Below are 24818 nucleotides of genomic sequence, written 5' to 3'. Positions count from 1 at the left end.
GTGAGGTATAACTCAGTTGGTAGAGTACCGTGCTTTTAACACGGGAGTCTTAGGTTCGAGCCCTAATGCCTCAACAACTTGCAGGGATGGCCAAAATGGCAAAGGCGCCTGATTTAGGATCAGGTATTTGAGAGTTCGAGTCTCTCTCCCTGTACGATGCCCCACTAGCCCAATTGGCAGAGGCAAAGGACTTAAAATCCTTTAAGTCCAAGTTCGAATCTTGGGTGGGGTACACAAGCTTATGGTGTAATGGATAGCACGCAGGATTTCTAACCCTGAGGTATGAGTTCGAATCTTATTAGGCTTACGAATAGACCTGTGATGTAATGGCTAGCATACAAGATTTTGATTCTTGTTGTAAAGGTTCAAATGCAGGGCATTCATGAATACCTATGCAATAAAATAGATATAACATGAATAAATCCTTTAGGGTCTTCGTTTAAAATGGTGTCTCTAGCTTATCCGGTAAAGCGCCCCGCTGTGAACGGGAAGGACAGGGTTCGAGTCCCGGAGTACACCCAAGAAGGAACAGTAGCAAAGATGGTCAATGCTGCGGATTGAAGATCCGAAGATACAGGTTCGAGTCCTGTCTGTTCCACATAGGAATATAGCCTGCCTGCCGGCAGGCAGGCTCGAGTCTTGCTATTCCTGCAAAGAATAAAAGAAAATTTTACTACGTATGATGATTGCGTAGTTGTAATTCAATTTTGTTGTGTAATTAGAACAAACTTGTTTAAAACATAGTTTGTGGTAGTGCCCCGCAACAACGAGGTGTGTTGCGGGGCAATAACAAAATGCCTCTTTAGCTTAAAGGGAAGAGCTGTGGTAGGCCATCGCGTAAAGAAAATGTCCGATGGACATTTTTAGCAGATGGGCCAGATGGAGCGGGGCGTTGAGAAAAGTTCATTGAAAATGTCATATTCCCAGTTACCCCTCGACTGCGCTCGGGGTGACATAGGATTAATAATATCAAGCTGGTCTTGTTGGGTGTCTCTGTATGGCACTATTGTATGAAGTTTTGCCGTGTGGTATGATGTCTTCATATGCAACTTGACTTGAAGGTTTTGATTGTTAGCCAAAAAACAATCATCACTCTGTAGGTCGTGGGTTCGACTCCCGCTCCCGCCTTCGGCGGGATAGTTCAGCTAGGTTAGAACAACAGACGTGGATGTCGCGGGTTCGAATCCCGTCTAAATCTATTGGATTTAGTAGCTCAGTGGGTAGAGCTCTACACTTTTAACGTAGGATATGGACTCAAAATCCATTTTCTAAAGCCGGCCATCTTTCAAAACTGGTCACCAAAGCCATGTTAGGCTATAAATGACAAGAAACCGTAGTTCTATGTCGGTTATTTCTCCCTAAAGGAGAAAATAACAGTCTTGAAGCTACCTTGAAATAGTGATTTTTTGATGTAAAGGGCAATTCCTTTTTAGTTATCCCTCCTTTTGGAAAACTGATGCATACGTTATCAGCACCTCATCGGGAAGCATTACTTACAACGAATGGCACCTAACCTTGAAAACTAGTATTTCCGTATCGAATGGATGATATACAACCACGGTTTCTTTTGTAAAGAAAGTTATTGGAATCAATGCATATAGTTTAACCCGTTCGTCCGTCAGATGATGGAGCGGACACAAATTTAAAATGATGAAAAGAGTAAGAATCAATGCAGGAAAAGTAGGTTTGGTCTTCAAAAAAGGAGATTACCAAAGGGTAATTACCCAAGGAACACATTGGGTAGGCCTTAGAACCAAGGTTATGGTCTATGATCTTACCAAGGCTTTTGTTGCGCCTATAGCATTGGAAATCTTGCTACAGGACCAGGGTTTGGAGGCCATGTTGCATCTTATTGAAGTTAAGGATGCCGAATTGGTTTTGGTTTCTGAAAACGGCAATTTGAAACAAGTCCTTACCGCCGGTAAGTATGCCTTCTGGAAAGGTTTGATCAGCTACGAGTTCGTTAAGGCGGACTTGAGTAAGATCTATATCACAGAAGATATCAATAAAGCAATGCTGAGTCATCCTCAATTGCGGACTTATCTTCGTACTTTGGAAGTTGCGGCTTATGAGAAAGCGGTTCTTTTGGTCGATGATGTTTATATTAAAACGCTGGAAAGTGGTGCTTACCACTTCTGGAAAAATGATATCTCCATCAAGATGGGAAGAGCAGATATGCGTCAATTGCAGTTGGAGATTTCCGGTCAAGAATTGTTGACCAAGGACAAGGCTGCTATTCGTATCAACTTCTATACGCAGTATAAGGTTGTAGATATCGAAAAGGCCTTATTGGACAACAAAGACTATGAAAAGCAGTTGTACATCGCTATGCAGTTGGTTTTACGTGCCTATATCGGCACCTATACCTTGGATGAGCTTTTAGAGCGTAAAGAAAGTATCGCAGAAGCTGTGTTTGCAGATGTCAAGACAACGGCCACCCAACTGGGTGTTGAGGTTTTGAGCTGTGGTATCCGTGATGTTATCCTAACTGGGGAGATGAAAGACATCATGAACCAAGTTCTGGTGGCACAAAAGCGTGCTCAGGCCAATATTATTACCCGAAGAGAAGAGACCGCTTCTACCCGAAGCTTGCTGAACACAGCTAAGCTGATGGAAGAAAACGAGATGCTCTTCAAGTTGAAAGAGATGGAATACGTTGAAAAGATCGCCGATAAAATCGGTGAGATCACTGTCTCTGGAAACGGGGGTATGGTAAAACAATTGAAGGAGATTTTCTCTGTCAATAAGTAGATTTGTTGGAATGCGCCAACTTTCGTTGGCGCATTTTTTTTTGACCGCTATCAGTTGATAAGATTTGGATAATCCTTAACGGCCCTCTTGATAAATGATATCTATAAACCCGATTAGTCACAAAAAAAAGGCGTGGTTTATGAAACGGTCACAAAATTAATTTTAGAACTGACCGGAAAACAAAAACTGCCTTTGTCCGTGCTATTTACTACTCTAAAAACTGAATTCTGCAAGCTATTGCTGCCTTGTACTTTAAAGTCATCATGCGTTGCAATTTAGCCACCTTCACAAGATTCAATCCTTTTTCGGAACCGCCATCTTTCTGTAAAATGATTCTTGCTTGAGCCTCCAACATTTCAGCTTTTTCACATTTACTTTCAATAATTTGGTTCAGTTCGGCAATTTCTTCAACTATCATCGCATTGTTAGATGACGAATCAATACCATTGTTATCATCCAATCTTTCACTGGGAGCAAATCCAAATAATAATACCACTCCCAAAACTAAAGTTCCCTTTTTCATAAGTTCTAGTTTTAATTAATAATCTACTTTTTAAAATATTCCCGTATTCCGTAACTGGCGAGCACTCCTTCGCCTGTTGCCGCGGCTACCTGCGCAATGGCTCCTTCCCTACAATCTCCCGCTGAAAAAATACCTTCAACCGAAGTCTTTGCAAGTCCCGTGGTGGTAATAAATCCTTTTTCGCTTAAATCAACAATTCCTTTAAACACATCTGTATTAGGTATCAAACCAATGAAAATAAACACCCCATCCCCAGGAATTGATCCTTCCTCTCCTGTAGTATTATCCTTGATTTTAGTTTCTTTGAACAGTCCATTTTCATCTGCAACAAACTCCAATAATGTTTTGTTCATATACGTTTCTATATTCTCTATTTTGGACAGTTTCTCTACATAGGTTTTTGAGGCAGAAAATTCTCTACTTCTATGGATAATTTTTATCTTTTTACAGAAGCCCGATAGAAATGTTCCTTCTTCCAAAGCACTATTCCCACCTCCGACAACAACTACTTCTCGACCTCGGTAAAATGCCCCATCACAGGTAGCACAGAAATGAACTCCGGAACCAATAAGTTCCTCTTCTCCTGGAATATGCAATCTGCGATAGGTAGATCCCGTGGAGACAACAACGCTTCTTCCAACATAATTATCAGAAGTGGGAGTCTTTACATAAAATTTACGCTCCCTTACTTCTATTCCCGTTACCTCTACTCCGGTTGAGATTTTGGCTCCATAGGTTCTTGCCTGTTCCAGCATTTTATTATAGGTAAGAATTAGAAGACAACATCGATTACAGCATTTTTTTTGACAAGAAGTCCATCAATGCCCGTTTGTAAGTTCTTCCAATTGGAATGCAATCTCCGTTTACCCATAGTGATTCGGAATCAAATTTTTCAATGCGATCAAGCGCGACAAAATAAGATTTGTGCACCCTCATAAAACTTTCCTTGGAAAATTGATTGCCGTAATGGCTTAAATTACCTCTTGCATATTTTTTCTCGGTTTGAAGATGAATCGTGCAATAATTTCTGTCACCATGCAAATAACAAATGTCGTCTTCAACTATTTTTATCGATGTGTGTCCTTCCTTTAAGAAGAAATACCTCCTTCCTCGGGGTTGCAGCTCGTTCTGGGAACTTGGCCGAACTAGTGGCAACTCAAGGGCTTTGTTTACCGCAAGAAGAAATCGATCGTAGGGAATAGGTTTCAACAGATAATCGACCACTGACTGCTCTAGGGCTTCCAAGGCGAATTCTTTATAAGCCGTGGTTACGATAATCTTTGGAGGGTATTTCAAGATTTTAATGAACTGCAGGCCGTTGATTCTTGGCATTTGTATATCCAGAAAAATCAAGTCTACGGACTGTGTTTGCACATAGTATAATGCCTCAAAGGCATTTTGGAATGACTTCAAAAGCTTAAACCCTTCGGTTCTTTTCAGATGTTTTGTCAAAATATCTATGGCAAGAGGTTCATCATCAATAATTACACAGTTCATGGCTTTACAAGAGGTATTTTTAAATTAATATGATATGAATCTTCCGATTTCTCGGTGGTCAAACTAAATCGTTCTTGATAATTGTATTTCAAACGTTGCCTTACATTTAGGATGCCAATCCCCTTTGTATCTTTTTCTTCTTCAATATATGGGGCAATGGAATTCTGAAGGTCCATCTCCAATATATTCTCTGATACGTCAATAGCACATTTGATCCAGCATGCATTATGGTCATTGGCAATACCATGCTTGAACGAATTTTCGATAAAGGGCAACAGCAGTAGGGGCGGAATTTTTTTATTGACAGCCGTACCTGATATTGAAAAACTCAACTGCAACTTTGAACCATATCGTAACCGTTCAAGGGCGATATAGTTTTTTATGCAATCAAGATCGTCAACCAAGTTGACAAGCGTCTTTCTTGCCTCATATATTATAAAACGCAATAAATCTGAAAGTTTAATTACGGTCTCTGCGGCGACTTCGGGATTATTCAATATCTGGGCGTAAAGCCCATTCAATGTATTAAAGAGAAAATGGGGGTGTAGCTGGGATTTCAGCAATTGTAGTTCATTCTGAACATTGGATTTTTCCCGACCAAGTCTATCGATTTCCTGTTTTTCGCGATCTTTTAACAATTTCATGACCATGGCCAGTATAGTAACAATGATCAAGTCTAACAAGGGAGAGACAAACTTTGATAAATCATTTGGAAAGAGGGTATTTTCCACATCGGGAAAGTATAATGGATAGACACTATTTAGAACAAAAATTCGCAGGAGCAAGACGCCCACTACCAATACCAGACCAACTTGCAATGCAGCCTGCCAATACTTTCCTTTGAGTAAAAATCGTGGTACGATAAAATATAGGGTGAAGTATACACTGAAAAGCTTTGCGGGCAATGATGCCAATTCATAAATAACATGAAGACCTAAATTGGGTTCTTGCACATAATAAATGGCAACGGTGAAAATGACATATAGGCACCAAAAAACAAGATGACTTAACAATCTGTTCATAAAACTGATTAAATGTGGTCCAATCTAAGTTGAAAACTGCAGGACAGGCTGGAAAAAGTATAAAATACTTAAAATTGGGTACAAACTACTCAATTTTAGGGACAAGTTTGAGTCGTTTGTTGCTAATCAAGGTTTATCATCAATAATCTATGTTTGGGAACATTCACAAAAAGTATGATTGGCGTAATGGCTATTTTAGGAGAATCTGAGCGCACAAAATGTTATTAAATGAAAAATAATAGGAGGAAATTTATTGGGGATATAGGAATGGCGGGTATCGCTACCTTCACTGTCCCTTCAATCTTTGCGAACTTTAAAGCCGGGGCACGCTTAAATGTATTGGTTTTGGGAGGAACTAATTTTTTAGGCCCTGCAATCGTAAAATCCTTATTGAAGGGAGGGCATGAAGTGACTTTGTTCAACAGAGGTATAACCAACCCTCATTTGTTTAAAGATCTAAAACGAATTTTTGGAGACCGCGAAAAAGGCCTCTCGGGATATACAAATTTAACGAGCCAAAAAGGCAGATGGGATATCGTTATCGACGTTTGGCCACAGCATCCCAAATTTGTCAAAGATGCCATTGCAGTGATCAAAAAGCGCACTACCCACTATATTTTTATTTCGAGTATTGCCGCCTACAACCACTATATAAAAATCGGGATGGATGAATCGTCACCCCGAAGAAAAGGGACATCCTATGAACCTGGCAATTATAATTTGAACAAAGCACTTTGTGAAAAAGTAGTGGAGGAGAACTTCCCCGATAACTTCACCATACTTAGGCCAGGCGCGATTGTTGGCGACCGCGATTCGGGGCCTTTCGGCACCTATCTATTGCATCGCATCGCAAATCGCAAAGAAATTTTGGCACCCGATTCCAATGATCCGGTTCAATTTATAGATGCCCAAGATATTGGAAATTTTGTCAATAAATGTGTCGAAAGCGCTATTAAGGGGCACTTCAATATGGTGGGCCCGGCCTCGACTATGGGATACAAAGAGTTTTTGACAATGGCCAAGGACGCTCTTAAAAGTGATGTTAAAATCATTTGGATGGATGTAAAATTCTTGGTAACCGAAATGAAATTGGAACCTTTTATGCAGATCCCATTCTGGATCCCTGTGGCCTTGGATCCCGAACCCGGCTTTCATCAAATCAGCAATAAAAAGGCCATAAATGCCGGACTTAAATTTACAGACTTTAAAGAGACGGTTGAAATAAGTTATGATTCCTTTAAAGAAAAACGATTTATCCTTGAAGAAGATTCCGAATTAGTTTTTGGGATTAGCGATAAAAAAGAGAATGAAATTATTGAAAAGTGGAAGAAAAAACCATAATTTAACTCTATGTAAAACCACATGTACTACTTGGTATTTGGAGATAAATGAGGAGTTCATCAACATGTACAATTAACTCAGCCGTTTTGCTGTATATGATAGCTCGACCGTTTTGACCAAATGAGAATACAAAAAACAACATAATGGAAACCAAGTTGTTGATACTTATTATTTTTGGTTTGATAGTTCAAGTAGGCACTTCTCAGGCAACAGAAGTTTCAAAATCAAATATTGTTGGATTTTCATCACACATTAAAATTGATAAATCACGGCCTTCAGTTAAAGATGGAAAATTTGGACGCACAATTCAAATTAATATTTGGTATCCGGCAAAAATTGAAACTGGATCCAGCAAAATGTTTTTTTCCGACTACCTAGGGGTAAAGGGCAATGAAATGGGGGTTAACGAATCTCCTCAAAATTACAGCAAAACAGTTGAAAGCTATTTTCAATGGCCCATATCGCAAGGTGCAAACCAATTACTGATTGATTCATTAGTTTCTGCAAAGCTACCGATGCGTGCCGTCACAGACGGCAAATTTAAGCCTGGAAAACATCCAGTTATTTTATTAATTCACGGATCTGCCGTCGACTTTGCATTTTTAGGAGAGTCTTTGGCAGAACAAGGTTACATAGCTATCAATATACCTGTTAAAGGATATAGGCAGAAGGAACTGGATGTAAATGGTATCGGCATGGAAACGGAGATTCGGGATTACGAGTTCGCATTATCCACTTTAAGCGATCATCCCAATATCGCCTTGACAGATATCGTTGCACTTGGTTTCAGTTTCGGCGGTCAGTCTGCCCTAGGCTTGGCCTGTAGAAACCCTAACATCAAGACCGTAATTAGTTTTGATGGTGGTATAGGAAGTAGTTTCGGGGCCCGATTGATTAAGGAAAGTCCTTTCTGCAGGGTTGAAAATATTGCGGCTTCTCTACTCCACATCTATGATTCTTCCTACGAACGAACTTATTTGGATCAAATCAGAAGTTTTATATATGCCGATAGAACCTTGGTCGGTTTAACGGGAATCGCTCATTGGCATTTTACTTCCTTCGGACATTTGGCTTCCCAAATACCTAACCTTTTCGGTAAAAACGAGTTCGCCGAGCACGGGTATGACACAATATTGGAAATTATCAAAGGGTATTTGAATTCAAAATCACAAAACCCAAACAAAATTTTCAACCTGCCCGAAGATGGTTTTGATCTGGTGGGTGAAGTTGAATATCTTAGGCCCGTTAAGCGCAAATAAACCGTCGACAACAAGAGGTGCAGCTTGCTTGTCCTAACAAGAAGCTCGTTTGCAGGAAAGTGACCTCCAATTTATCCCAAAGCAGGATTGAATTCAGGAAAATTGTGATATTAAATTATGTCATATGATCAGAAGTATTGCGGTTCTTTTTTTTATGTCAATTTTATTATCGTCAGGAGGCTGTTCGGTTTACAATGAAACTACCATAGAAAAATTAGAGGGAATGACTGTCGGTAATGGAATTGCCCTCCATCCGAAAAAAAGATTTTTACTGCTCTCACGCCCAACTGAGATCATAGCGACAAATGGAAAGCCGCATTTCAGAATTTTCCAATGGCAATATGAAGACGGCAGCTGGTGCTGTGAAAAAGAAGTGCCATTTTCAAGTGTTTTCACGGATTATCATCCCGTATTTTCCAAAAATGGCAAATGGGTATATTTTAATTCTGATCGACCCAAACCTGGGAGCGCATTACCGGCGGAGAGAAAAGATATTTGGCGGGTTCCCATGTCTTTCGTTTTTCGTGTTACGAAATGTGTAATAAACGAAAGTCAAATTGTCGCGGAAAAAAATTGAAAAGTCCCTGTAAAAGTAACAAAAATCAGGTCACCGTTTAGGTCACCTTTTTGGTCTCTTTTTGCTTGATTTTAAAGCTAATCATATGAAATCGGAAAATATTCAATCTTCTGAATTTCATACAATTAGCTCTATTTTGATGCCGTTTGACATCTTGGTTGTCGGGATGACAGGATTTGAACCTGCGACCACACGGCCCCCAGCCGTGTACGCTAACCGGACTGCGCCACATCCCGAAAAATCAATTTTCGTCAAGGTATCGTAGCCAATAAAAGTTACGCTACATTTTGTCGGGGTGGCAGGATTCGAACCTGCGACCTCCTGCTCCCAAAGCAGGCGCGATAACCGGGCTACGCTACACCCCGAAACGGTGTAAATTTTAATATGTCAAAAACCAAATCCCAATCTGGAATCCGGCAGCGCCGTGGCGCGATAAACCGGGCGGAGCCTGTTCGCCGCAGCTTTTTCCAAAGCGGAGGAGAACTACACCCCGAAACGGTGTAAATTTTAATATGTCAAAAGCAAATCTCTATAAACGGATGGCAAAAATACGCAGTTGCTGAAAGATATTATAATATTTTATAAAATATTTCTTTACGCCTGTTCTAAAACCGCATTTTTCTTTCCTCCAAATGGGTGATAGCAAAAAAGCCGAGCACTTTGCCCGGCCTTTACACCTATTTTCATTGTGCCCATTCTATTTCCGTTATTTCTCCACCATGGCTTTAAGGCGCTCCAATTTTTGTGCTATCTGTGCCGTATAGTCCGAACCGCAATATTTTTCAAACGTTTTACGCGACATTCCTTTAAACCACACTTCCTCGGAAATGCTGGTGCCCGTATCCGATGCCATAACCATCCTTTTGGTGTACACCACCCCAGAGGAAAGCTTATGCTTATAGGTATACATCCGTGCATCCTCCAATTCGGTCACTTTAAACTCTACCACCTTTGCATCGTCTGTAATCAACTGTCCGGTTCCCTTTTCTTTCAGGGGTCCCGGAAATCTCACATCCACAATACGGTTGTCCCAATGTTTCCATTGGGCCACATCGGTTATCGTATTCCAGGCCTCTTGGGGCGAAGCCTTGACTTCCATTGTACTTTTAAAACTTTTTTCTTTTGATTCCGATTGTGCGAAGAGTGAAACGCTAGCGAAGAGCGATAAAAAAATAAATGTCTTTTTCATGGATATAGTGTTCAATTTTACTTCCTGTACAAGGTGCAGGACCCATATTATGGTCCCATATAAAATTCAATACTTTATCCCAAAAAAACTATGTCAAATGACACACTAACAAAATTTTAAGAAATTAGGCCACCAGATGTCTTCTGCGGATACGATGTAGGGTCTCCCTGGAAGTTCCCAGGTAGGACGCAATGACCCGCAGGGATACATTTTGGATAATTTTCGGTTTGGTCCTTACCAATTCCAAATAACGTTCTTCGAGCGATTTGTTCGCGGTGTTCTTTACCTGGTCCAGCATTTTGATCAAGGTCCGTTCTATTATTCCCTTTACAAAATTGCTCCATTTTATATTGGAGTTGATCAAGGCATTGTACCTGGCCTTTGTCAAAACATAAAGCGTGCTGTCCGAAAGGGCAACACAGGACTCCTCCGAGCGCTTTCCTTCCGAAAAACTGTGCAAATCCGTGCAAAAACAGGGACCATCGTGCAGGTCTAGTGTTTTCCTTTCCCCAAAATCGTTGTAGTTAAAATGATGCAGAATACCTTCCCCGATAAAATAAATGCGGTCCACGACCTCTCCTTCCTCAAATAGAGGTGTGCCCTTTTTTACATGCGTTTCCTCAAATTGGTTCGCTAAATAAAACTTTTCATCGGAAGATAGTTCTCCAAAAGTATCAAAGAAGTTTTGAAGTGTTTTCATAACGTTAAGGTTAAACAGTTGTTCATTACATATAGATGCCCCATAGGTCAAACGAAAAAAACCACGGCCATAAACATTCAACGTATTCGAAGTTATAGAGAAAAAGAATAAAAAAAAAGGACCTTCATGATGAAGTGTCCTTTTTCCATTTGAGCTGTTGTTATTGTAATACTATCTGTATAGGGTAAAGTGGCCCACGTATTGTTGTTTTTCCAAATCGTTGGCGTTGACCACATACCAGTAATCACCGGAAGGCACTTCTCTTCCGTCATAGGTCCCGTCCCAATGGGATACTTGATCCAGTATGGCCACTACCCTACCGTAGCGGTCGTATATCTTCACCTCCAGATTGGGGAAGAAATCCCTGTTTTCCGGGAACCATACATCGTTGTTGTTATCGCCATCGGGTGTAAAGAAATTGGGTATTTCCAACATTCCCGTAAAATTAAAAGGCATGGTTATAGACGCAACGCAACCGTTCTGGTCGATGACCATGATGGTAACACTGTCGTCCATATTAAGCGTGTATACATTCACGTCTCCCGTAGATTCGCCCTGGAAGAAATACTCATATCCTCCAAAGCCACCTTGCGCCGTAGCCGTAATTTCATTGGGTCCGGTTTTTTCCGCTACCAAAGTCAGGGGATCATAAGCATCTATGGTGAAGTCCACGAATGCAACACAACCGTTTTGATGGTACACATAAGCCGTATGGTCTCCAGGTGTTAGATCGCCCCAGGTACGCTGCGTACCTGCCAAGGCCGATACAGCATCTGTTGGATCCAAAGGATCAAGGGCAAACAACAGATCGGGAATCTGACTGGTATCCTGTAGATTAATCGTAGCCGTGCTATTGGGGAAAATACCGTCGCAACCGTACTCTACTAGCGCTTCGGGCAACAATTCCACACCTACGCCTATCTGTACGATTACGTTGGTCTCACAACCCTGTGAATCCCGAACAAAGATGACATAGGTATCACCACCCATCAAATTGTCAAAGAAGAAGGTACTGTCCTGTACAAAGTCGGCATCATCGGAAGAGTTGACACTGGTATAATACGGTGCCGTACCTCCATTGACCTGTAGGGTGACCGTACCGTTGCCTTCTCCCAAACAAATTTCGGGAGTGGAATCTGCAATTCCCGCTACGAGTTCCATAGGTTCCGTGATGGTGACCACTTCCGTGATCGTACAGCCCAAATCGTCCTGGATAATGATTTCATAGCTCCGCGGCGCTAAATCCGTAAAGGTCTTCCTATTTGGATTGGCAGGGTCATCCCCTTCAAAGAACTCGCTCAGGGTATCGGAAATGGAGTAGCGGATTACGCCGGTTCCTCCACTGGCTTCAATGATAATCTGCCCATCCACATCCCCGTTACAACTCACAGGTACCGCTTCCAAATAGTCGAGTACCAATGGTGGTGGATCAACAATGGTTATTGGGGTCGAAATGGCGGAACAGCCACCACTCTGCGCATATACCCAATAGGTTCCGGGACCTAGATCCCTGAAGATACCTGAGGCTTGCGGACTTCTTACAATATCGCCTGCTGTAGGGATTGTAGGTATTCCACCAAGATCATTATTTACCAGCACATAAACATAGCTGCCTATACCTCCAAATGCTTCGGAACGGATGATACCGGTGGCTTCTCCCGCGCAATTGATGGTGGCATTGGTCAAGTCCAATGAAATCACCAAAGGAGCTGCTGGGTCAAGGGATATCTGGTTCGACGTTTCCGACGGACATCCGTTGGAATTCTGAACATCGTATTGGAAAGGACCCGGATCGATCGTAATATCTTCTGGAATCCTTACCGTAGTAGCCAAGGGATCTGCGGCATCAAAAGGTAGGAAGGGATCTGCGGTGCCCGACCTTCTAAAGAAATAGCTTACCCCTGCCTCTGGATTGGTGACCGTAAGGTCCATGATACCTACATCACCACAACCTGGAGGGGATACCTCGATGAGTTCGGCAATCACTATCTCTGGATCCGCGATGGTTATAGGTATGGTAGTATAACTACAGTCCCATCCATCAAACACGCTAATGGTATAGTCGCCCGCAGACAAGTTGGTAAAGGTGGGCGTGGTCTGCAGTCCACTGGTAGAACCATCTGCCAATCTGTTCAGCTGGAAAAGGTAATTCCCAGGTCCCTGACCGCCCGTAATATTGAAGGCCTCGATGGAACCATCATTATCATTGTTACAACGTAATGGATTCACCACCTGAATATCCGCAAAAATCGGGGCGGGCAACAATAGGTCTATGGTGTTGGTCGTAGGACATCCAAGGGCATCCCTAATGTTTACCGTATACGTACCGGCATCCAGGCCAGAGAAAATACTATTGGTACTTGGGAAGTCCTGAAGTATGGTAATACCATCGGGTGCAATAAGCTGGTATTCATAACTGCCCCAACCCCCATCGCCGGTAGCCGTTATCTCACCCAATCCTGGGAGGGCACAGGTTACTTCAGCTGTCTGCTGTAAAGGGACTGTCAGGGCCCTATCCGGTTGTCTTACGGTAGTCGCATTACTTACGGTATCACAGAACGGATCGTCCAATGCCTCCACATACACCACTAAATTTCCTGCGGGAAGGCCGCCAATAATTTCAGGGGTATTTATGGGCGCATTGGTATCAAAACTTCCAGTAACCCCAGTAGTGGTCTCCACACCGGTGTTATCCCTTGAGAAAACCTCATAATTGTATTGTCCGCTATAGTTGTTGATAACAATACTGATCTCCCCATCGTTCCCGTTAAAACAGGTTACAGGTGTCACCTCGGCAATTATGGCCTCTATGTTGTTGTATTCTGGCATGTTTACTACGGGAGTAAGGTAGGTACAGCCTCCACTGCCAATATCGGTGACCGCGAAAATATAATCCCCGGGGGTACTGATATCCCAGGTAACCCGATCGGTTCCTCCGGAATTTCTGGCCGGTTCGGTGCCCAGTGGAAGGATTTCCACATCGTAATTACCGGCACCTTCATTTATAATAATATCTATGGATCCAGGGTTAACGCTTACCCCATCCGTATCACAACTAATTGGGTTGACATTAAAACTAAAGGTAAGATCGGACGGTGGGTTTAGGATTACCGTTGCCTGTTCCTCACAGCCATTCTGGTCACGCGCGGTAATGATGATATTTTGCGTTGAACCGTTATCAATGACTTCAAAGACGTTGCTTACCTGGAAGTTGGTACCATCAAAGGCCGGCGTACCATCGTTCATACTATAGGTATAGGGCGCCGTTCCCGTAGCAACTCCCGTTCCATCGCCGTTGGTATCGGTAAAGGCCGTAATGGTCGCCGTACTAAAGCGGTTATTGCTGGGGTCACAGGTGAACTCTGTATTGGCGGTATTGAGCTGTAGTACGGTAGGTTCCACAATCACAATATCCCCGGATCGATCGGTACAACCTCTATTGGAGGTTACCTCCACTTGATAGGTGCCAGGGCCTAAATTATCGAAAATAGCCGTGGCCTGCGGACCCTGAACCACAGTTGCGGTACCCCCATCGTACAGGGTAAAGGTAAACGGGGTATCCGTATCCGAGCCTGGTAGCAGTTCCACCGAAATGGTACCGTCATTGGCCCCGTTACAGGTAATATCGTCTGATGGTGTGGCGGAAATGACCGGCGTGTTCACCGTAGTCACGTCCACTGTTGCCGTATCGGTACATAAAGGTGCGGTGTTGGAATCCAAATCCGTCACCAAGATGGTGTAGCTTCCGGGGGGCATATTGATAAAGACCGGGTCATTGATCTGGGTAACAACGGGATTGACACCATCGTCCAGGTCAAATTGGAAATTACCACTACCACCCGATGTGTTCACGGTAATAATTCCATCACCGGCATTACAGGTAGGCTCGGAAGTAGCACTTGCGGTAATGGCGAAGAAATCAAATACCCTGGCCAACACCGAATTGGTACATCCATTACCATCCCTTACAATGATGGTATAGTCGCCCGGGTTGGGAACGGTAAAGTTAGGGCTGTCCTGGAAACCGCCTCCAATGTCGTATTGAAAGGTGTCTTCCGGTAGTCCGGTCGGCAAGGTCAGTGGAGCGGTTACGTTTACCGTATAATTGGCTACAGCCGTACACTGGTTCACTACATCCACAGTAGGTGTTGGCACACCCGGGCCTTCAGTTACGGTTACCGTGTTAAAACTGGTACATCCACTGGCATCTTCTATATAGAAGTCGTAGTCCGAGGGATAGGGCCCCGCAATTTCATAGGTGGTCTGTGCGGTGAATACCGTAGGAGCCGGATCCCCTGTGGGCACAAAGGCAAAGCCATAGGGAGCGGTTCCCCCGGCACCTCTAACGGTAACCAAGGCGCCCACATTACAGGTAGCGGGCACGTTGCTGTCCACGATCAACGAAGGAATGTCCTGGGTGATGCTCACCAAGGTGCTTCCATTACAACTCGTATTGGTGTCCTGTACAATGATTTGATAGTTTCCAGGAGCCAAATTGGTAAAGGAACCATTATAGGGAATTGGCTCATTGTTAAACACCACAGGCCCTGCAACCGTTGCTCCTGTATCCGTATTCTGCAAGGTAACGGTAAAGTCCGCCGGACTGGGCGTAATTCCGGTGACCTGATAATCTATCACCCCGTTCCCCGCCACATCACAAGAGGCCGTAGTAGCCGTTGCTGTGACCGCCACAGGACTAGGAGCCGGTATGGGATCAATTTGTTCAATATAGGTACAGCCCAGGGCATCCACTACCTGTACAAAGTAGGTGACGCCAAAGGCCACCTGCCCCGTAAAATCATGCGTATCGGCATCTACATTGGGTGGTCCCAAAGGGCTACCTACCAGACCAATTTGATAGGGTCCAGTTCCGCCAACAATATCCACTAAAAAGGTAAATACCGAAGTACAATCCAAGGGAGGTGTCGATATCGGCACCAGGTCCAGCACGTTCTGTGTAACGTTAACGATATCCCTGTCCTCACATCCCGTGGCATCTGTAGTAACCACGGTATAGGTACCTATAGGGATATTGGGGAAGTTGGCCGTAGTACTTGCCGTGGGGCCTACCGTAGCGATAACGGCCCCGCTAATATCTTCAAGGGTGTAAGTGAAATTGGCCGTGCCGTTGGTTACATTGGTAACATCTATACTACCGGCCACAGTAGGCGCGGCACAAACGGCATCCGTGACGGCGACGGTGGCATCAACCGGCAGACTGGTACCAATAGTGGCCGAGAGTATCGGACTTGTACATCCCCTACTATCGCGCACCACAAAATCGTTATAGGTGCCCGGAGCGTATCCGGAGAATACATTTTGTGTACTAAAGGTAAGCCCACCGTCATTACTAAATTCGTACGGGGGTACACCTTGGGTCGTATCAGCTGTAACGGTAACCGTACCGCTGGTAAGATCACCACATACGGTATCCGTTCCTGTAGCCGTACCCGCAATGGTCTCGGGCGGAGTAATGGTCACTACATTGGATTCCGTACGGCATCCCCGACTGTCGTAGACCTCAAACTGGAAGGTGGTATCCGCGATGATCGAACCATCGTTTGGAATCGTATAAATAAAGAAGTTTCCAGCAATGTTGGTCGTTGTGGAAGAATATGGTCCTCCGTTGATACTTACCTCATAATAATCATAATTCCCCCCAGACGTATATCCGTTGCTTATATTTACCCGGATGCGGGCATCGGGTCCCCCACAATTGAGTTCCGTAAGGATTACCGCACTGGCAATTACTTCCGGTTCAATAATCACGGTTACATCATCCCTACAGTCGTTGGCATCCACAACCTCAACGGTATAGGTGCCTGGGGTGAGTCCACCAAAGCTGTTACTTCCCCCCAAGGTGCCGCCATTAATGCGGTACTGATAGGGTGCGGTTCCCAAGCTGGCATTGACCACTATAGAAGCGGCATCAACATTATCATAACAATAATCCGTGGCAGCGTCGATGGTAAGTACCGGAGAATCCAACGGTGTCAGGGTAAAGCTATCCGTTATGGTACAGCCATTGGCATCGGTAACGCTTACTTGATAAAGCCCTGCTTGGGATAGATTGGAAAATGTTCTTCCATTTTTGGGCCCTCGTACGGAGGCGTCGGGTTGGATCAAAGTATATCGGTTACCTCCCCAGCCACCTAGGGTATTGATGGTAACACTACCTATATTTCCATTTTGACAGCTCATGGCTGTTATATCCAAATTGTCTATGGCAAAAGCCACAGCGGGTTCTTCGATGACCAGGGTTGCGGTATCCGTACAGTTGGTATCCTCATCGGTCACGGAAATGACATAACTGCCTGCGGCAAGTCCTGTCAATGGGATAATTCCGGCCGTTTGACCGGTTGAAACAGGTCCGCCATCAATACTATAACTGTAGGTGGTATTGAATCCATCTACCAAAAAGCGTCCCTCTCCATTGCTTTCCCCAACGCAACGTACCACTTGGGTCTGCTGTGCGGTTGCACCGATTGAACTAATATCGGTAATGGCAAAATTCTCATCATAGCTACAGTTTGCGCTATCGGTAACCCTAAAGGTATACGTACCTAAGCCTAAGCTCGTAAATACCGGATTGGCTCCATTGTTGATCACACTTCCTGCCGGAGCAATGATTTCATAGGTGTAGGGAGCCGTCCCGTCCGTTACGGCCAAGGTAACCGATGCCGTACTGGTAATACAATCAATGCTAGATACCGTGAAATCAAGATCTGTGGGCTTGTTCAGGGCGTTGAAAACGATGGCGGGAAGACTTTCCACACAACCATTGGCATCCCTGATCTGGGGGGTGTAGGTCCCCACGCCCAAATTGGTAAAGACGGTGGTGGCACTAAAGCCCGCCCCAATGCTATATTCGTATGGCCCCGTACCGCCGGAAACCCCTGAAATGGAGATTTGACCCCCGGTCTCATTGGTACAGGAAGGTACAATATCGGGCGTAGCCGTTCCCGTAATCGTGGAGGGTGTCCCCACTGCTACGCTTACTGGTGCAGAGGTACACACAAAAGTACCCTGTTGATATCTGACCACCACATCATAGGCCGCTGGAGCAAGACCCGAAAATACATTACTCGTCTGAAAATTGGCCCCGTTATCCACACTGAACTCCAGATTATATCCAAAGCCGCTGGTGACATCCACGGTGATTCGCCCGTCATTGGCCCCACCACAATTGGCATCCTCGGGTATAACGTTGAAAATTGGCGGTGGAATATCAAGCACATCAATAGAGGCATCCTTTCTACAGCCATTGGCATCCTCCACCAAAATGGGATAAGTGCCGGAGCTATTTACAGTAAAAATCGCTGTGGGGTCATAGGTGGCGCTAAAGGTTGTGCCCCCATCCAGGCTATATCTATAGGGTGCCGTTCCCCCCGATGTATCAACGGTGACGTCAACAGAGGCAGCTCCACAGCCAAAACTGTCGGAAGCAGTCGCTGAAACTGCAAGGGGACTTATCCCGTTGCCAATTTCTATGGGTACCCCATTATCGTCCAAAGTAACAAGTTCTGTACAGTTATTGGTCTCTACACGAATACTATACGTACCAGGACTCACACTGGCAAAGGAATAGGTATCTGACGCATCGGGTCCAAAGGTATCCACGGTGACCCCCGCCTTAATTAAGCGATAGGTATAAAACCCTGGCACACCGGAAACTACCACATCTATACTTCCGAGTTCCCCACTACATAAAATATCATTGGCCGTAACCACTACCGACATATTCAGATTCAGTACAGTCACCGAATTGGAAGGAAACAGACAGGCACTTGCCGATACATTTTTGAGTCGTACCCACACCATATAGGTCCCTGGGGTACTAATATCAAAATAGGGATCATCCTGATAGGGACCCGCAGAATTGTTCAAGCTATACTCATAACCTGCAGGGACATTGGTAATCTCTACCCTACCTGGGTTACCACACTGGATATCGTCATGGATCAATTGTGGGTCCAAGGGGTTTAAGGATGATTTAAAATAAAAATATTGTCCGGAATCTACCCGCACCCTAAACTCGCCTCCCGAGTCTAGGTCATATGTGGCACCAGTACCCACGGTATTATAGCAGGAATTGGTTGTATTGGTACAGTCATCCAGTACGGAGGGCGCACAGGAGGCGTCCAATTTTTGCCATTGGTAAGAGCTACCGCTCTGACTTAAGCTCAAGGTACGTACGTCACTTACCCCACATAGAAAGAATTTTGCTACGGTGCTACCATCATTGGGACAAACCACTTCTTCATCGGCCCCCTGTATGATGGTCATGAACATAGCGGCATTTACAGCGGCCGTATTTCCCTTGGCGGTACCCACTGTGGAAAAGGCATCAAAAGTTGTTGATGCTTCCCCGGTAGTTGAAATATCATATTCGGAAACCTTCTCCTCGATTACGGAAGTAATCCCGGCAATTAACTCATAAACCTTGGTATTCGCCAGTGCCGAAGTACATATCGCAGATAGGGTTATCAACAGCGCGGCATACAGAAGATGCCTTAGTTTTTTTGAGAGCATAGGTTAAGTCTTAATAGAATATACTTGATTTGGGATCAGTGCTATTCTTGGTGTAATTGTTTAAACTTATAGATTTCTCTTTATCTTTAAGCCCTTAGGCTACCTTATTATATTATAAATTTTAACGTTAAGTTATGGAAAAAAGTATTGCCCACCTCTTTTTTTTCGTTGTACTGCTTAATTCCGCTTGCGGCCAGGGGCCTGATAACGAGGTACATACCCCTAAAAGCACTGTTTTTTCCGCTGAGCTGTTCGTCGATCAGCTACAGCTTCCATGGGGCATGGCCTTCCTTTCGGACAATAGTATGCTGATTACGGAAAAAGCGGGGCGTATCATTCATGTCAAGGACGGTAAAAAAACAGCTATCAAAGGCGTTCCCAAGGTATATCTCCGAGGTCAGGGCGGACTCATGGATATTGCCCTGCATCCGGATTATGCCACCAATGGATGGCTCTATATTTCCTATGCCTCGTCCGAAGGTGGAGGAAAAGGCGGAAATACCGCGATTATGCGTGCCCGCATAGTAAATAACAGCTTGGTAGACCGAAAAGTACTCTACAAAGCTGTTCCCAATACCACGAGGGGACAACATTTTGGTTCCCGTTTTGCATTTGACAGGGAAGGGTATCTCTATTTTTCAATAGGGGAACGTGGCGACCGAGAGGTAAATCCACAGGATATTACCCGCGATGGTGGAAAAATCTATAGACTTCACGATGACGGCCGTATCCCTGCAGACAATCCATTTGTTAACAAGGCCGGGGCCAAAACCGCCATCTTCAGCTATGGCCACAGAAATCCCCAGGGTTTGTTGACGCATCCGGAGACCGGACAAATATGGGACCACGAACACGGTCCTAGAGGGGGTGATGAGATCAATATTGTGCAAAAAGGAAAAAACTATGGCTGGCCCAAAATAACCTATGGCATTAACTACAGCGGTTCGGCAATTACCGACAAGACCCACATGCCCGGTATGGAACAGCCCATACACTATTGGATCCCTTCCATCGCACCAAGTGGAATGGCCTTTGTGACAACAGAAAAGTATCCCGGATGGAAGGGAAGCCTTTTGGTGGGCTCCCTGGTCTTTCAATATTTGGAGCGACTGGAACTAAAGGATGGTAAGGTGGTCTATCGGGAGAAATTGATGGACGGTATAGGCCGAGTGCGTGATGTACGCCAGGGTCCTGACGGACTCATTTACGTGGCCGTTGAAGGCAAGGGTATCTATAGGTTGAATCCTGATTCCCAAAAGTAACAACACATGAGAGCATTCCTCTTCACATACCTTGCCCTAGCGGGTCTTTTATCGCTTTACCTCATTCAGGATACACCATTGAAGCAGAGCATGAAACGTGGAAGCGGTATCTACTTGGATTTTTGTGTCAGCTGTCATTTGGAAAAGGGAGAGGGTGTGGAAAACACCTATCCCCCCTTGGCGAATTCCGATTATCTTATAAACAATCGGAAAAAGAGCATCATTGGGGTGAAATATGGACAGCAGGGAGAGATTGTAGTGAACGGAACCAGGTATGACAATACCATGTTACCTATGGGACTTTCCGATGAGGAGGTCGCTGATGTGATGAATTACATCATGAATTCATGGGGAAACAAAAGTAATCAAATGGTGACCCCGGAAGAGGTCTCGAACTGTCTAAAACGCTAGTTTATCCTTTTTTTGCATCCAAGGCCTTTTTGACCGAACCGTATTGTTCCAATAGCGCTTCGGCCTCTGTATAGGTGATATGCAGCGCTTCTACCAAATATCGGGCTCCCCTATCCACCAGCTTGTTGTTGCTCAATTGCATATTTACCATTTTATTTCCCTTTACCCTTCCGATCCGGATCATAAGGGCGGTAGAGATCATATTCAATGCCAGTTTTTGCGAGGTACCACTTTTCATCCGGGTACTTCCGGTAACAAACTCGGGGCCAACGTTGATTTCTATCGCAAGGTCAACCGCCCGGGACAAGGGCGAATTTGGGTTGTTGGTTATGCAAGCGGTCAATATACCTTGGGCTTTGGCATCCTTTACTCCGCCAATAACGTAGGGTGTGGTACCGGAAGCGGCAATGCCCACTACCGTATCATGGACCGTGATGTTGAAGTTCATCAAATCTTTCCAAGCCTGTTGGGTGTCATCCTCGGCAAACTCCACCGCCTTTCTGATGGCGGAATCGCCCCCTGCGATCAGGCCGATTACCCGGTCATGTGGCATGCCGTAGGTAGGTGGTATTTCGGAGGCGTCCAATATGCCCAACCTTCCACTTGTTCCAGCGCCGATGTAAAAAAGTCGCCCCCCTTTTTCAAAACGTTCCTCCAAAGCATCTACCAGAGCTGAAATCTCGGGGATGGTAAGGGCAACGGCATCTGCGACCTTTTTATCTTCCCTATTCATATTTTCCAGAATGGACAATGTATCCATCTGCTCCAAATCGTCATAATTTGAAGGGGTCTCGGTAATTTTTTCGAAGTCGGCCATAGTTACAAAAGGTGAATATCTTGATTTTTGAAGGTTTGCAATTTAGCATCATCCGGGTCTAGCTCGGTAATCATCGTGTTAACCGCATTTAAATCACAGGTTTTATACCGATGTTGGGAATTTAATTTTTCGGATATCGACAAGAGTATCGTTTTTTTTGAGGCCTGCACCACGGCCTTCTTCACTTGGACGATGTCCCAATCAAATTCCGTTAACCCATAAATAGGATCCACGTAGCCCGTACCGATAAAACCATAATCGGCCTTTATTCCAGATAGATTGTGTATGGCATTGGCCCCGATAGCGATCTGGGCGTCCTTGGATAGTTGCCCCCCAATAAAAATAACCTCCAAATTGGGTTTGGTGAGCAATTCAAGGGCCACCGGCAAACTCAGCGTAAAACAGGTAAGGTGCAATTCGTGGGGTATTAGTCTGGCCAATTCCAAACAGGTGGTGCCACCATCGATCAAAAGTACACTTTCATTTTTTATAAGCGTCAGGGCCTTTTCAGCGATTTTGGTCTTTTGAGGTAGTGCATATATGTTGTTGTTTCTGGGGCTATAATTGGTAAAACCGAGCGATATGGCACCCCCATGGACCTTGCGGAGTTTGTTTTCGGAATCTAGCTCCTTTACATCACGCCGTACGGTATCTATGGACACATCCAGAATCTCTGCAATATCGGTCAAAAGCACTCTATTGTGCAGTTCTACCTCATTTAAAATTACCTGGTATCGCTCTTCTTTTAGCATGGATTTTTCCTATCGATATCGTTCTACAAAGCAAAGATAATAAAATTTATTGTATTGCATTTTTTTGCTGTTTTATGTTATCAAATAGTTAATAAATGTAAAAAACAGCAAAAAATATTGCAAAAAACGGCAAATCTATGATTTTTTGTGTACCTTTGCCCTTCAAAGAATCACTAACAGTTAAAAAAAATCTTATGGTGGCTGTACTGGCAGAATCAAAAAAACTAGGTTTTCCCGCCGACGAAGAATCCAGAAAGTTCGAAAAAATAGCAACGAGCATTCACGAGAGCTCCGTGGAAGCATCTTTTTACGTGGCGAATGAAATTAAGGAGCTCATAAAACAACGTCAAAAACAAGGAAAAAAAGCTGTGCTGGGACTGGCCACTGGCTCTACCCCTACCAAAGTTTACGACTATCTGGTAAAGTTCCATCAAGAAGAAGGACTGAGTTTCAAAAACGTAGTCACCTTTAATCTGGATGAATATTTTCCGATGGAACCCGATTCCATTCACAGTTACGTCCGATTTATGAACGAACATCTCTTTGATCATTTGGACATTGAAAGGAAGCACGTGCACATTCCCGATGGAACCTTGAAAAGGGAAAACGTCCGGGAATACGGTGAACAATACGAAGAGAAAATTCGGGAAGCGGGAGGAATCGATATTCAGGTTCTGGGTATCGGTAGAACCGGTCATATCGGATTTAACGAGCCCGGCTCTTCCATTACCAGTAAAACACGACTGGTACGTCTGGATCAAGTGACCCGATTGGATGCGGCCAGTGACTTTTTTGGCCTTGAAAATGTACCTTCCCGAGCCATTACCATGGGCGTAGGCACCATTATGGACGCCAAAAGGATTATCCTTATGGCCTGGGGCGAGGGCAAATCGGGAATCATAAACCAAGCTGTTGAAGGTGAAATCAGGGAATCGGTGCCGGCCACCTTCCTACAAAAGCATGAGAACTGTGATTTTATACTGGACCAGGCAGCAGCCTCTTCCCTTACCCGTGTAAATACACCTTGGCTGGTGAGCGAATGCGTGTGGAACGATGCGCTGATCAAACGCGCCACCATTTGGCTGTCCCAGAAACTGGACAAAGCCATCCTAAAACTGACCAACGAGGATTATAGCGAATACGGGATGGGGAATCTCATCGCCGAAATAGGCTCTGCCGAACACATTAACCTAAAGGTATTCAACCAACTTCAGCGCACCATAACGGGCTGGCCTGGTGGAAAGCCCAATGCGGACGATAGCAATCGGCCCGAGCGCAAGGATCCCTACCCTAAACGCTCCCTGATCTTTAGCCCCCATCCGGATGACGATGTTATCTCTATGGGCGGTACACTGCTGCGCCTAGTGGACCAAGGGCATGAAGTACATGTGGCCTATCAAACCTCCGGAAACATCGCCGTCTTTGATGATGAAGTAATCCGTTTTCTGGATTTTGCCACGGACGTCCAGGAACAAAACAAGGAACTTCAGGAACAGTTTAGAAACGTACGTGAATTCTTGAGCGGTAAAAAACCGGGGGAAGTAGACAGCCCGGAAATTCAGAAATTCAAAGGACTCATCCGAAAAGGAGAGGCCCTATCGGCTTGTCGCTATTGCGGGGTAGAAGAAAAGAACGCCCATTTCCAGAACCTTCCCTTTTATGAGACAGGTACGGTAAAGAAAAAACCCCATTCCGAGGAAGATGTCAAACTCACCTATGATTTATTGCAGCAGGTAAAACCACACCAGATTTTTGCGGCCGGTGACCTTTCCGACCCCCACGGTACCCACAGGGTCTGTCTTCAAATCATCTACCTGGCACTTCAAAGATTGGTAGACGAAGGTGCAGACTGGGTAAAGGACTGTTATGTTTGGCTTTATCGTGGGGCCTGGCAAGAATGGGACATTTGCGATATGGAAATGGCGGTGCCGATAGGACCCAAAGATATGACGAGGAAGAAAAATGCTATCTTCAAGCACCAATCCCAAAAAGACGCAGCCATGTTCCCCGGAAACGACGAACGTGAGTTCTGGCAACGGGCCGAACAACGGAATACGGAGACCGCCAAGAAATACAACGAACTCGGGATGGCAGAATACGAGGCCTTGGAAGGTTTTGTGCGGTACAAATTCAATTAGGACCTATTTTTAAAACAAGATAAAAGGCCTATTTTAGTAAAAAGTAG

General features: G+C 44.5%; 16 protein-coding genes and 9 tRNA genes. 14 read left to right on the top strand and 11 right to left on the bottom strand.

Annotation, left to right across the window (positions count from 1 at the left end; all coding sequences use genetic code 11):
- Position 1 precedes the first annotated feature (1 nt).
- The 8 genes from ACRD67_RS13850 to ACRD67_RS13815 all read left to right on the top strand — a co-directional run bounded on the left by ACRD67_RS13850 (position 2) and on the right by ACRD67_RS13815 (position 2751).
- Positions 2 to 74: transfer RNA gene (locus tag ACRD67_RS13850), tRNA-Lys, on the top strand.
- Between the two features lie 6 nt (positions 75 to 80).
- Positions 81 to 154: transfer RNA gene (locus ACRD67_RS13845), tRNA-Leu, on the top strand.
- A gap of 4 nt (positions 155 to 158) precedes the next feature.
- Positions 159 to 232: transfer RNA gene (locus ACRD67_RS13840), tRNA-Leu, on the top strand.
- Positions 233 to 235: 3 nt separating this feature from the next.
- A tRNA-Arg gene (locus ACRD67_RS13835) sits at positions 236 to 307 on the top strand.
- A gap of 139 nt (positions 308 to 446) precedes the next feature.
- Positions 447 to 520, top strand: a tRNA-His gene (locus tag ACRD67_RS13830).
- A 5-nt stretch (positions 521 to 525) separates the two neighbouring features.
- Positions 526 to 598 (top strand) — tRNA-Phe (locus ACRD67_RS13825).
- Positions 599 to 1138: 540 nt separating this feature from the next.
- Positions 1139 to 1191 (top strand) — tRNA-OTHER (locus ACRD67_RS13820).
- Positions 1192 to 1650: 459 nt separating this feature from the next.
- Positions 1651 to 2751: a slipin family protein gene (locus tag ACRD67_RS13815; protein WP_430967803.1), complete on the top strand. Its 1101-nt coding sequence runs from the start codon at positions 1651 to 1653 to the stop codon at positions 2749 to 2751.
- Positions 2752 to 2959: 208 nt separating this feature from the next.
- Here the strand turns inward: ACRD67_RS13815 and ACRD67_RS13810 are convergent, their stop codons facing one another.
- From ACRD67_RS13810 to ACRD67_RS13795, 4 genes are read right to left on the bottom strand one after another with little or no spacing between them, the layout of a single operon-like run.
- Positions 2960 to 3274, bottom strand: a complete 315-nt coding sequence (locus ACRD67_RS13810; protein ID WP_430967802.1) for a hypothetical protein — start codon at positions 3272 to 3274, stop codon at positions 2960 to 2962.
- Between the two features lie 23 nt (positions 3275 to 3297).
- Positions 3298 to 4029, bottom strand: coding sequence for an NAD(P)/FAD-dependent oxidoreductase (locus ACRD67_RS13805; protein ID WP_430967801.1), 732 nt, complete (start codon positions 4027 to 4029; stop codon positions 3298 to 3300).
- Between the two features lie 34 nt (positions 4030 to 4063).
- Positions 4064 to 4771: a LytR/AlgR family response regulator transcription factor gene (locus ACRD67_RS13800; RefSeq protein ID WP_430967800.1), complete on the bottom strand. Its 708-nt coding sequence runs from the start codon at positions 4769 to 4771 to the stop codon at positions 4064 to 4066.
- Positions 4768 to 5793: a sensor histidine kinase gene (locus ACRD67_RS13795; RefSeq protein WP_430967799.1), complete on the bottom strand. Its 1026-nt coding sequence runs from the start codon at positions 5791 to 5793 to the stop codon at positions 4768 to 4770. Before ACRD67_RS13795 ends, ACRD67_RS13800 begins: the two co-directional genes overlap by 4 nt.
- Before the next feature lie 228 nt (positions 5794 to 6021).
- Here ACRD67_RS13795 and ACRD67_RS13790 point away from each other — a divergent pair, with 228 nt between their 5' ends.
- The 3 genes from ACRD67_RS13790 (at position 6022) to ACRD67_RS13780 (ending at position 8970) form a co-directional block, all read left to right on the top strand.
- Complete coding sequence (locus ACRD67_RS13790) at positions 6022 to 7134, top strand: NAD-dependent epimerase/dehydratase family protein (RefSeq protein WP_430967798.1); 1113 nt, start codon at positions 6022 to 6024, stop codon at positions 7132 to 7134.
- A 143-nt stretch (positions 7135 to 7277) separates the two neighbouring features.
- Complete coding sequence (locus ACRD67_RS13785) at positions 7278 to 8393, top strand: dienelactone hydrolase family protein (protein WP_430967797.1); 1116 nt, start codon at positions 7278 to 7280, stop codon at positions 8391 to 8393.
- A gap of 124 nt (positions 8394 to 8517) precedes the next feature.
- The gene (locus ACRD67_RS13780) at positions 8518 to 8970 is read left to right on the top strand and encodes a hypothetical protein (protein WP_430967796.1); all 453 of its coding nucleotides are present in this window, start codon (positions 8518 to 8520) and stop codon (positions 8968 to 8970) included.
- 161 nt (positions 8971 to 9131) lie between these two features.
- Here the strand turns inward: ACRD67_RS13780 and ACRD67_RS13775 are convergent.
- The 5 genes from ACRD67_RS13775 to ACRD67_RS13755 all read right to left on the bottom strand — a co-directional run bounded on the left by ACRD67_RS13775 (position 9132) and on the right by ACRD67_RS13755 (position 19391).
- Positions 9132 to 9206 (bottom strand) — tRNA-Pro (locus tag ACRD67_RS13775).
- Between the two features lie 54 nt (positions 9207 to 9260).
- A tRNA-Pro gene (locus ACRD67_RS13770) sits at positions 9261 to 9335 on the bottom strand.
- 341 nt (positions 9336 to 9676) lie between these two features.
- Entirely contained in the window at positions 9677 to 10159 is a 483-nt protein-coding gene (locus ACRD67_RS13765) for an SRPBCC family protein (protein ID WP_430967795.1), read from the bottom strand.
- 124 nt (positions 10160 to 10283) lie between these two features.
- The gene (locus ACRD67_RS13760) at positions 10284 to 10859 is read right to left on the bottom strand and encodes a Crp/Fnr family transcriptional regulator (protein ID WP_430967794.1); all 576 of its coding nucleotides are present in this window, start codon (positions 10857 to 10859) and stop codon (positions 10284 to 10286) included.
- A gap of 171 nt (positions 10860 to 11030) precedes the next feature.
- On the bottom strand, positions 11031 to 19391 hold the full coding sequence (locus ACRD67_RS13755; protein ID WP_430967793.1) for a T9SS type B sorting domain-containing protein: 8361 nt from the start codon (positions 19389 to 19391) through the stop codon (positions 11031 to 11033).
- 134 nt (positions 19392 to 19525) lie between these two features.
- Here ACRD67_RS13755 and ACRD67_RS13750 point away from each other — a divergent pair, with 134 nt between their 5' ends.
- A complete protein-coding gene (locus tag ACRD67_RS13750; RefSeq protein WP_430967792.1) occupies positions 19526 to 20653 on the top strand; it encodes a PQQ-dependent sugar dehydrogenase in 1128 nt (375 codons plus the stop codon).
- Between the two features lie 6 nt (positions 20654 to 20659).
- Entirely contained in the window at positions 20660 to 21064 is a 405-nt protein-coding gene (locus ACRD67_RS13745; protein ID WP_430967791.1) for a c-type cytochrome, read from the top strand.
- A 1-nt stretch (position 21065) separates the two neighbouring features.
- Here the strand turns inward: ACRD67_RS13745 and murQ are convergent, their stop codons facing one another.
- Entirely contained in the window at positions 21066 to 21881 is an 816-nt protein-coding gene (murQ, locus tag ACRD67_RS13740) for an N-acetylmuramic acid 6-phosphate etherase (protein WP_430967790.1), read from the bottom strand.
- A gap of 2 nt (positions 21882 to 21883) precedes the next feature.
- Positions 21884 to 22633, bottom strand: coding sequence for a DeoR/GlpR family DNA-binding transcription regulator (locus tag ACRD67_RS13735; protein WP_430967789.1), 750 nt, complete (start codon positions 22631 to 22633; stop codon positions 21884 to 21886).
- Positions 22634 to 22827: 194 nt separating this feature from the next.
- Here ACRD67_RS13735 and nagB point away from each other — a divergent pair, with 194 nt between their 5' ends.
- On the top strand, positions 22828 to 24771 hold the full coding sequence (gene nagB / locus ACRD67_RS13730; RefSeq protein WP_430967788.1) for a glucosamine-6-phosphate deaminase: 1944 nt from the start codon (positions 22828 to 22830) through the stop codon (positions 24769 to 24771).
- The last annotated feature ends 47 nt before the right edge of the window (positions 24772 to 24818 follow it).

Source organism: Eudoraea algarum (genome assembly GCF_050589645.1).
Taxonomy (GTDB): domain Bacteria; phylum Bacteroidota; class Bacteroidia; order Flavobacteriales; family Flavobacteriaceae; genus JBNGOQ01.
This window is presented reverse-complemented; position numbering and strand designations above follow the sequence as displayed.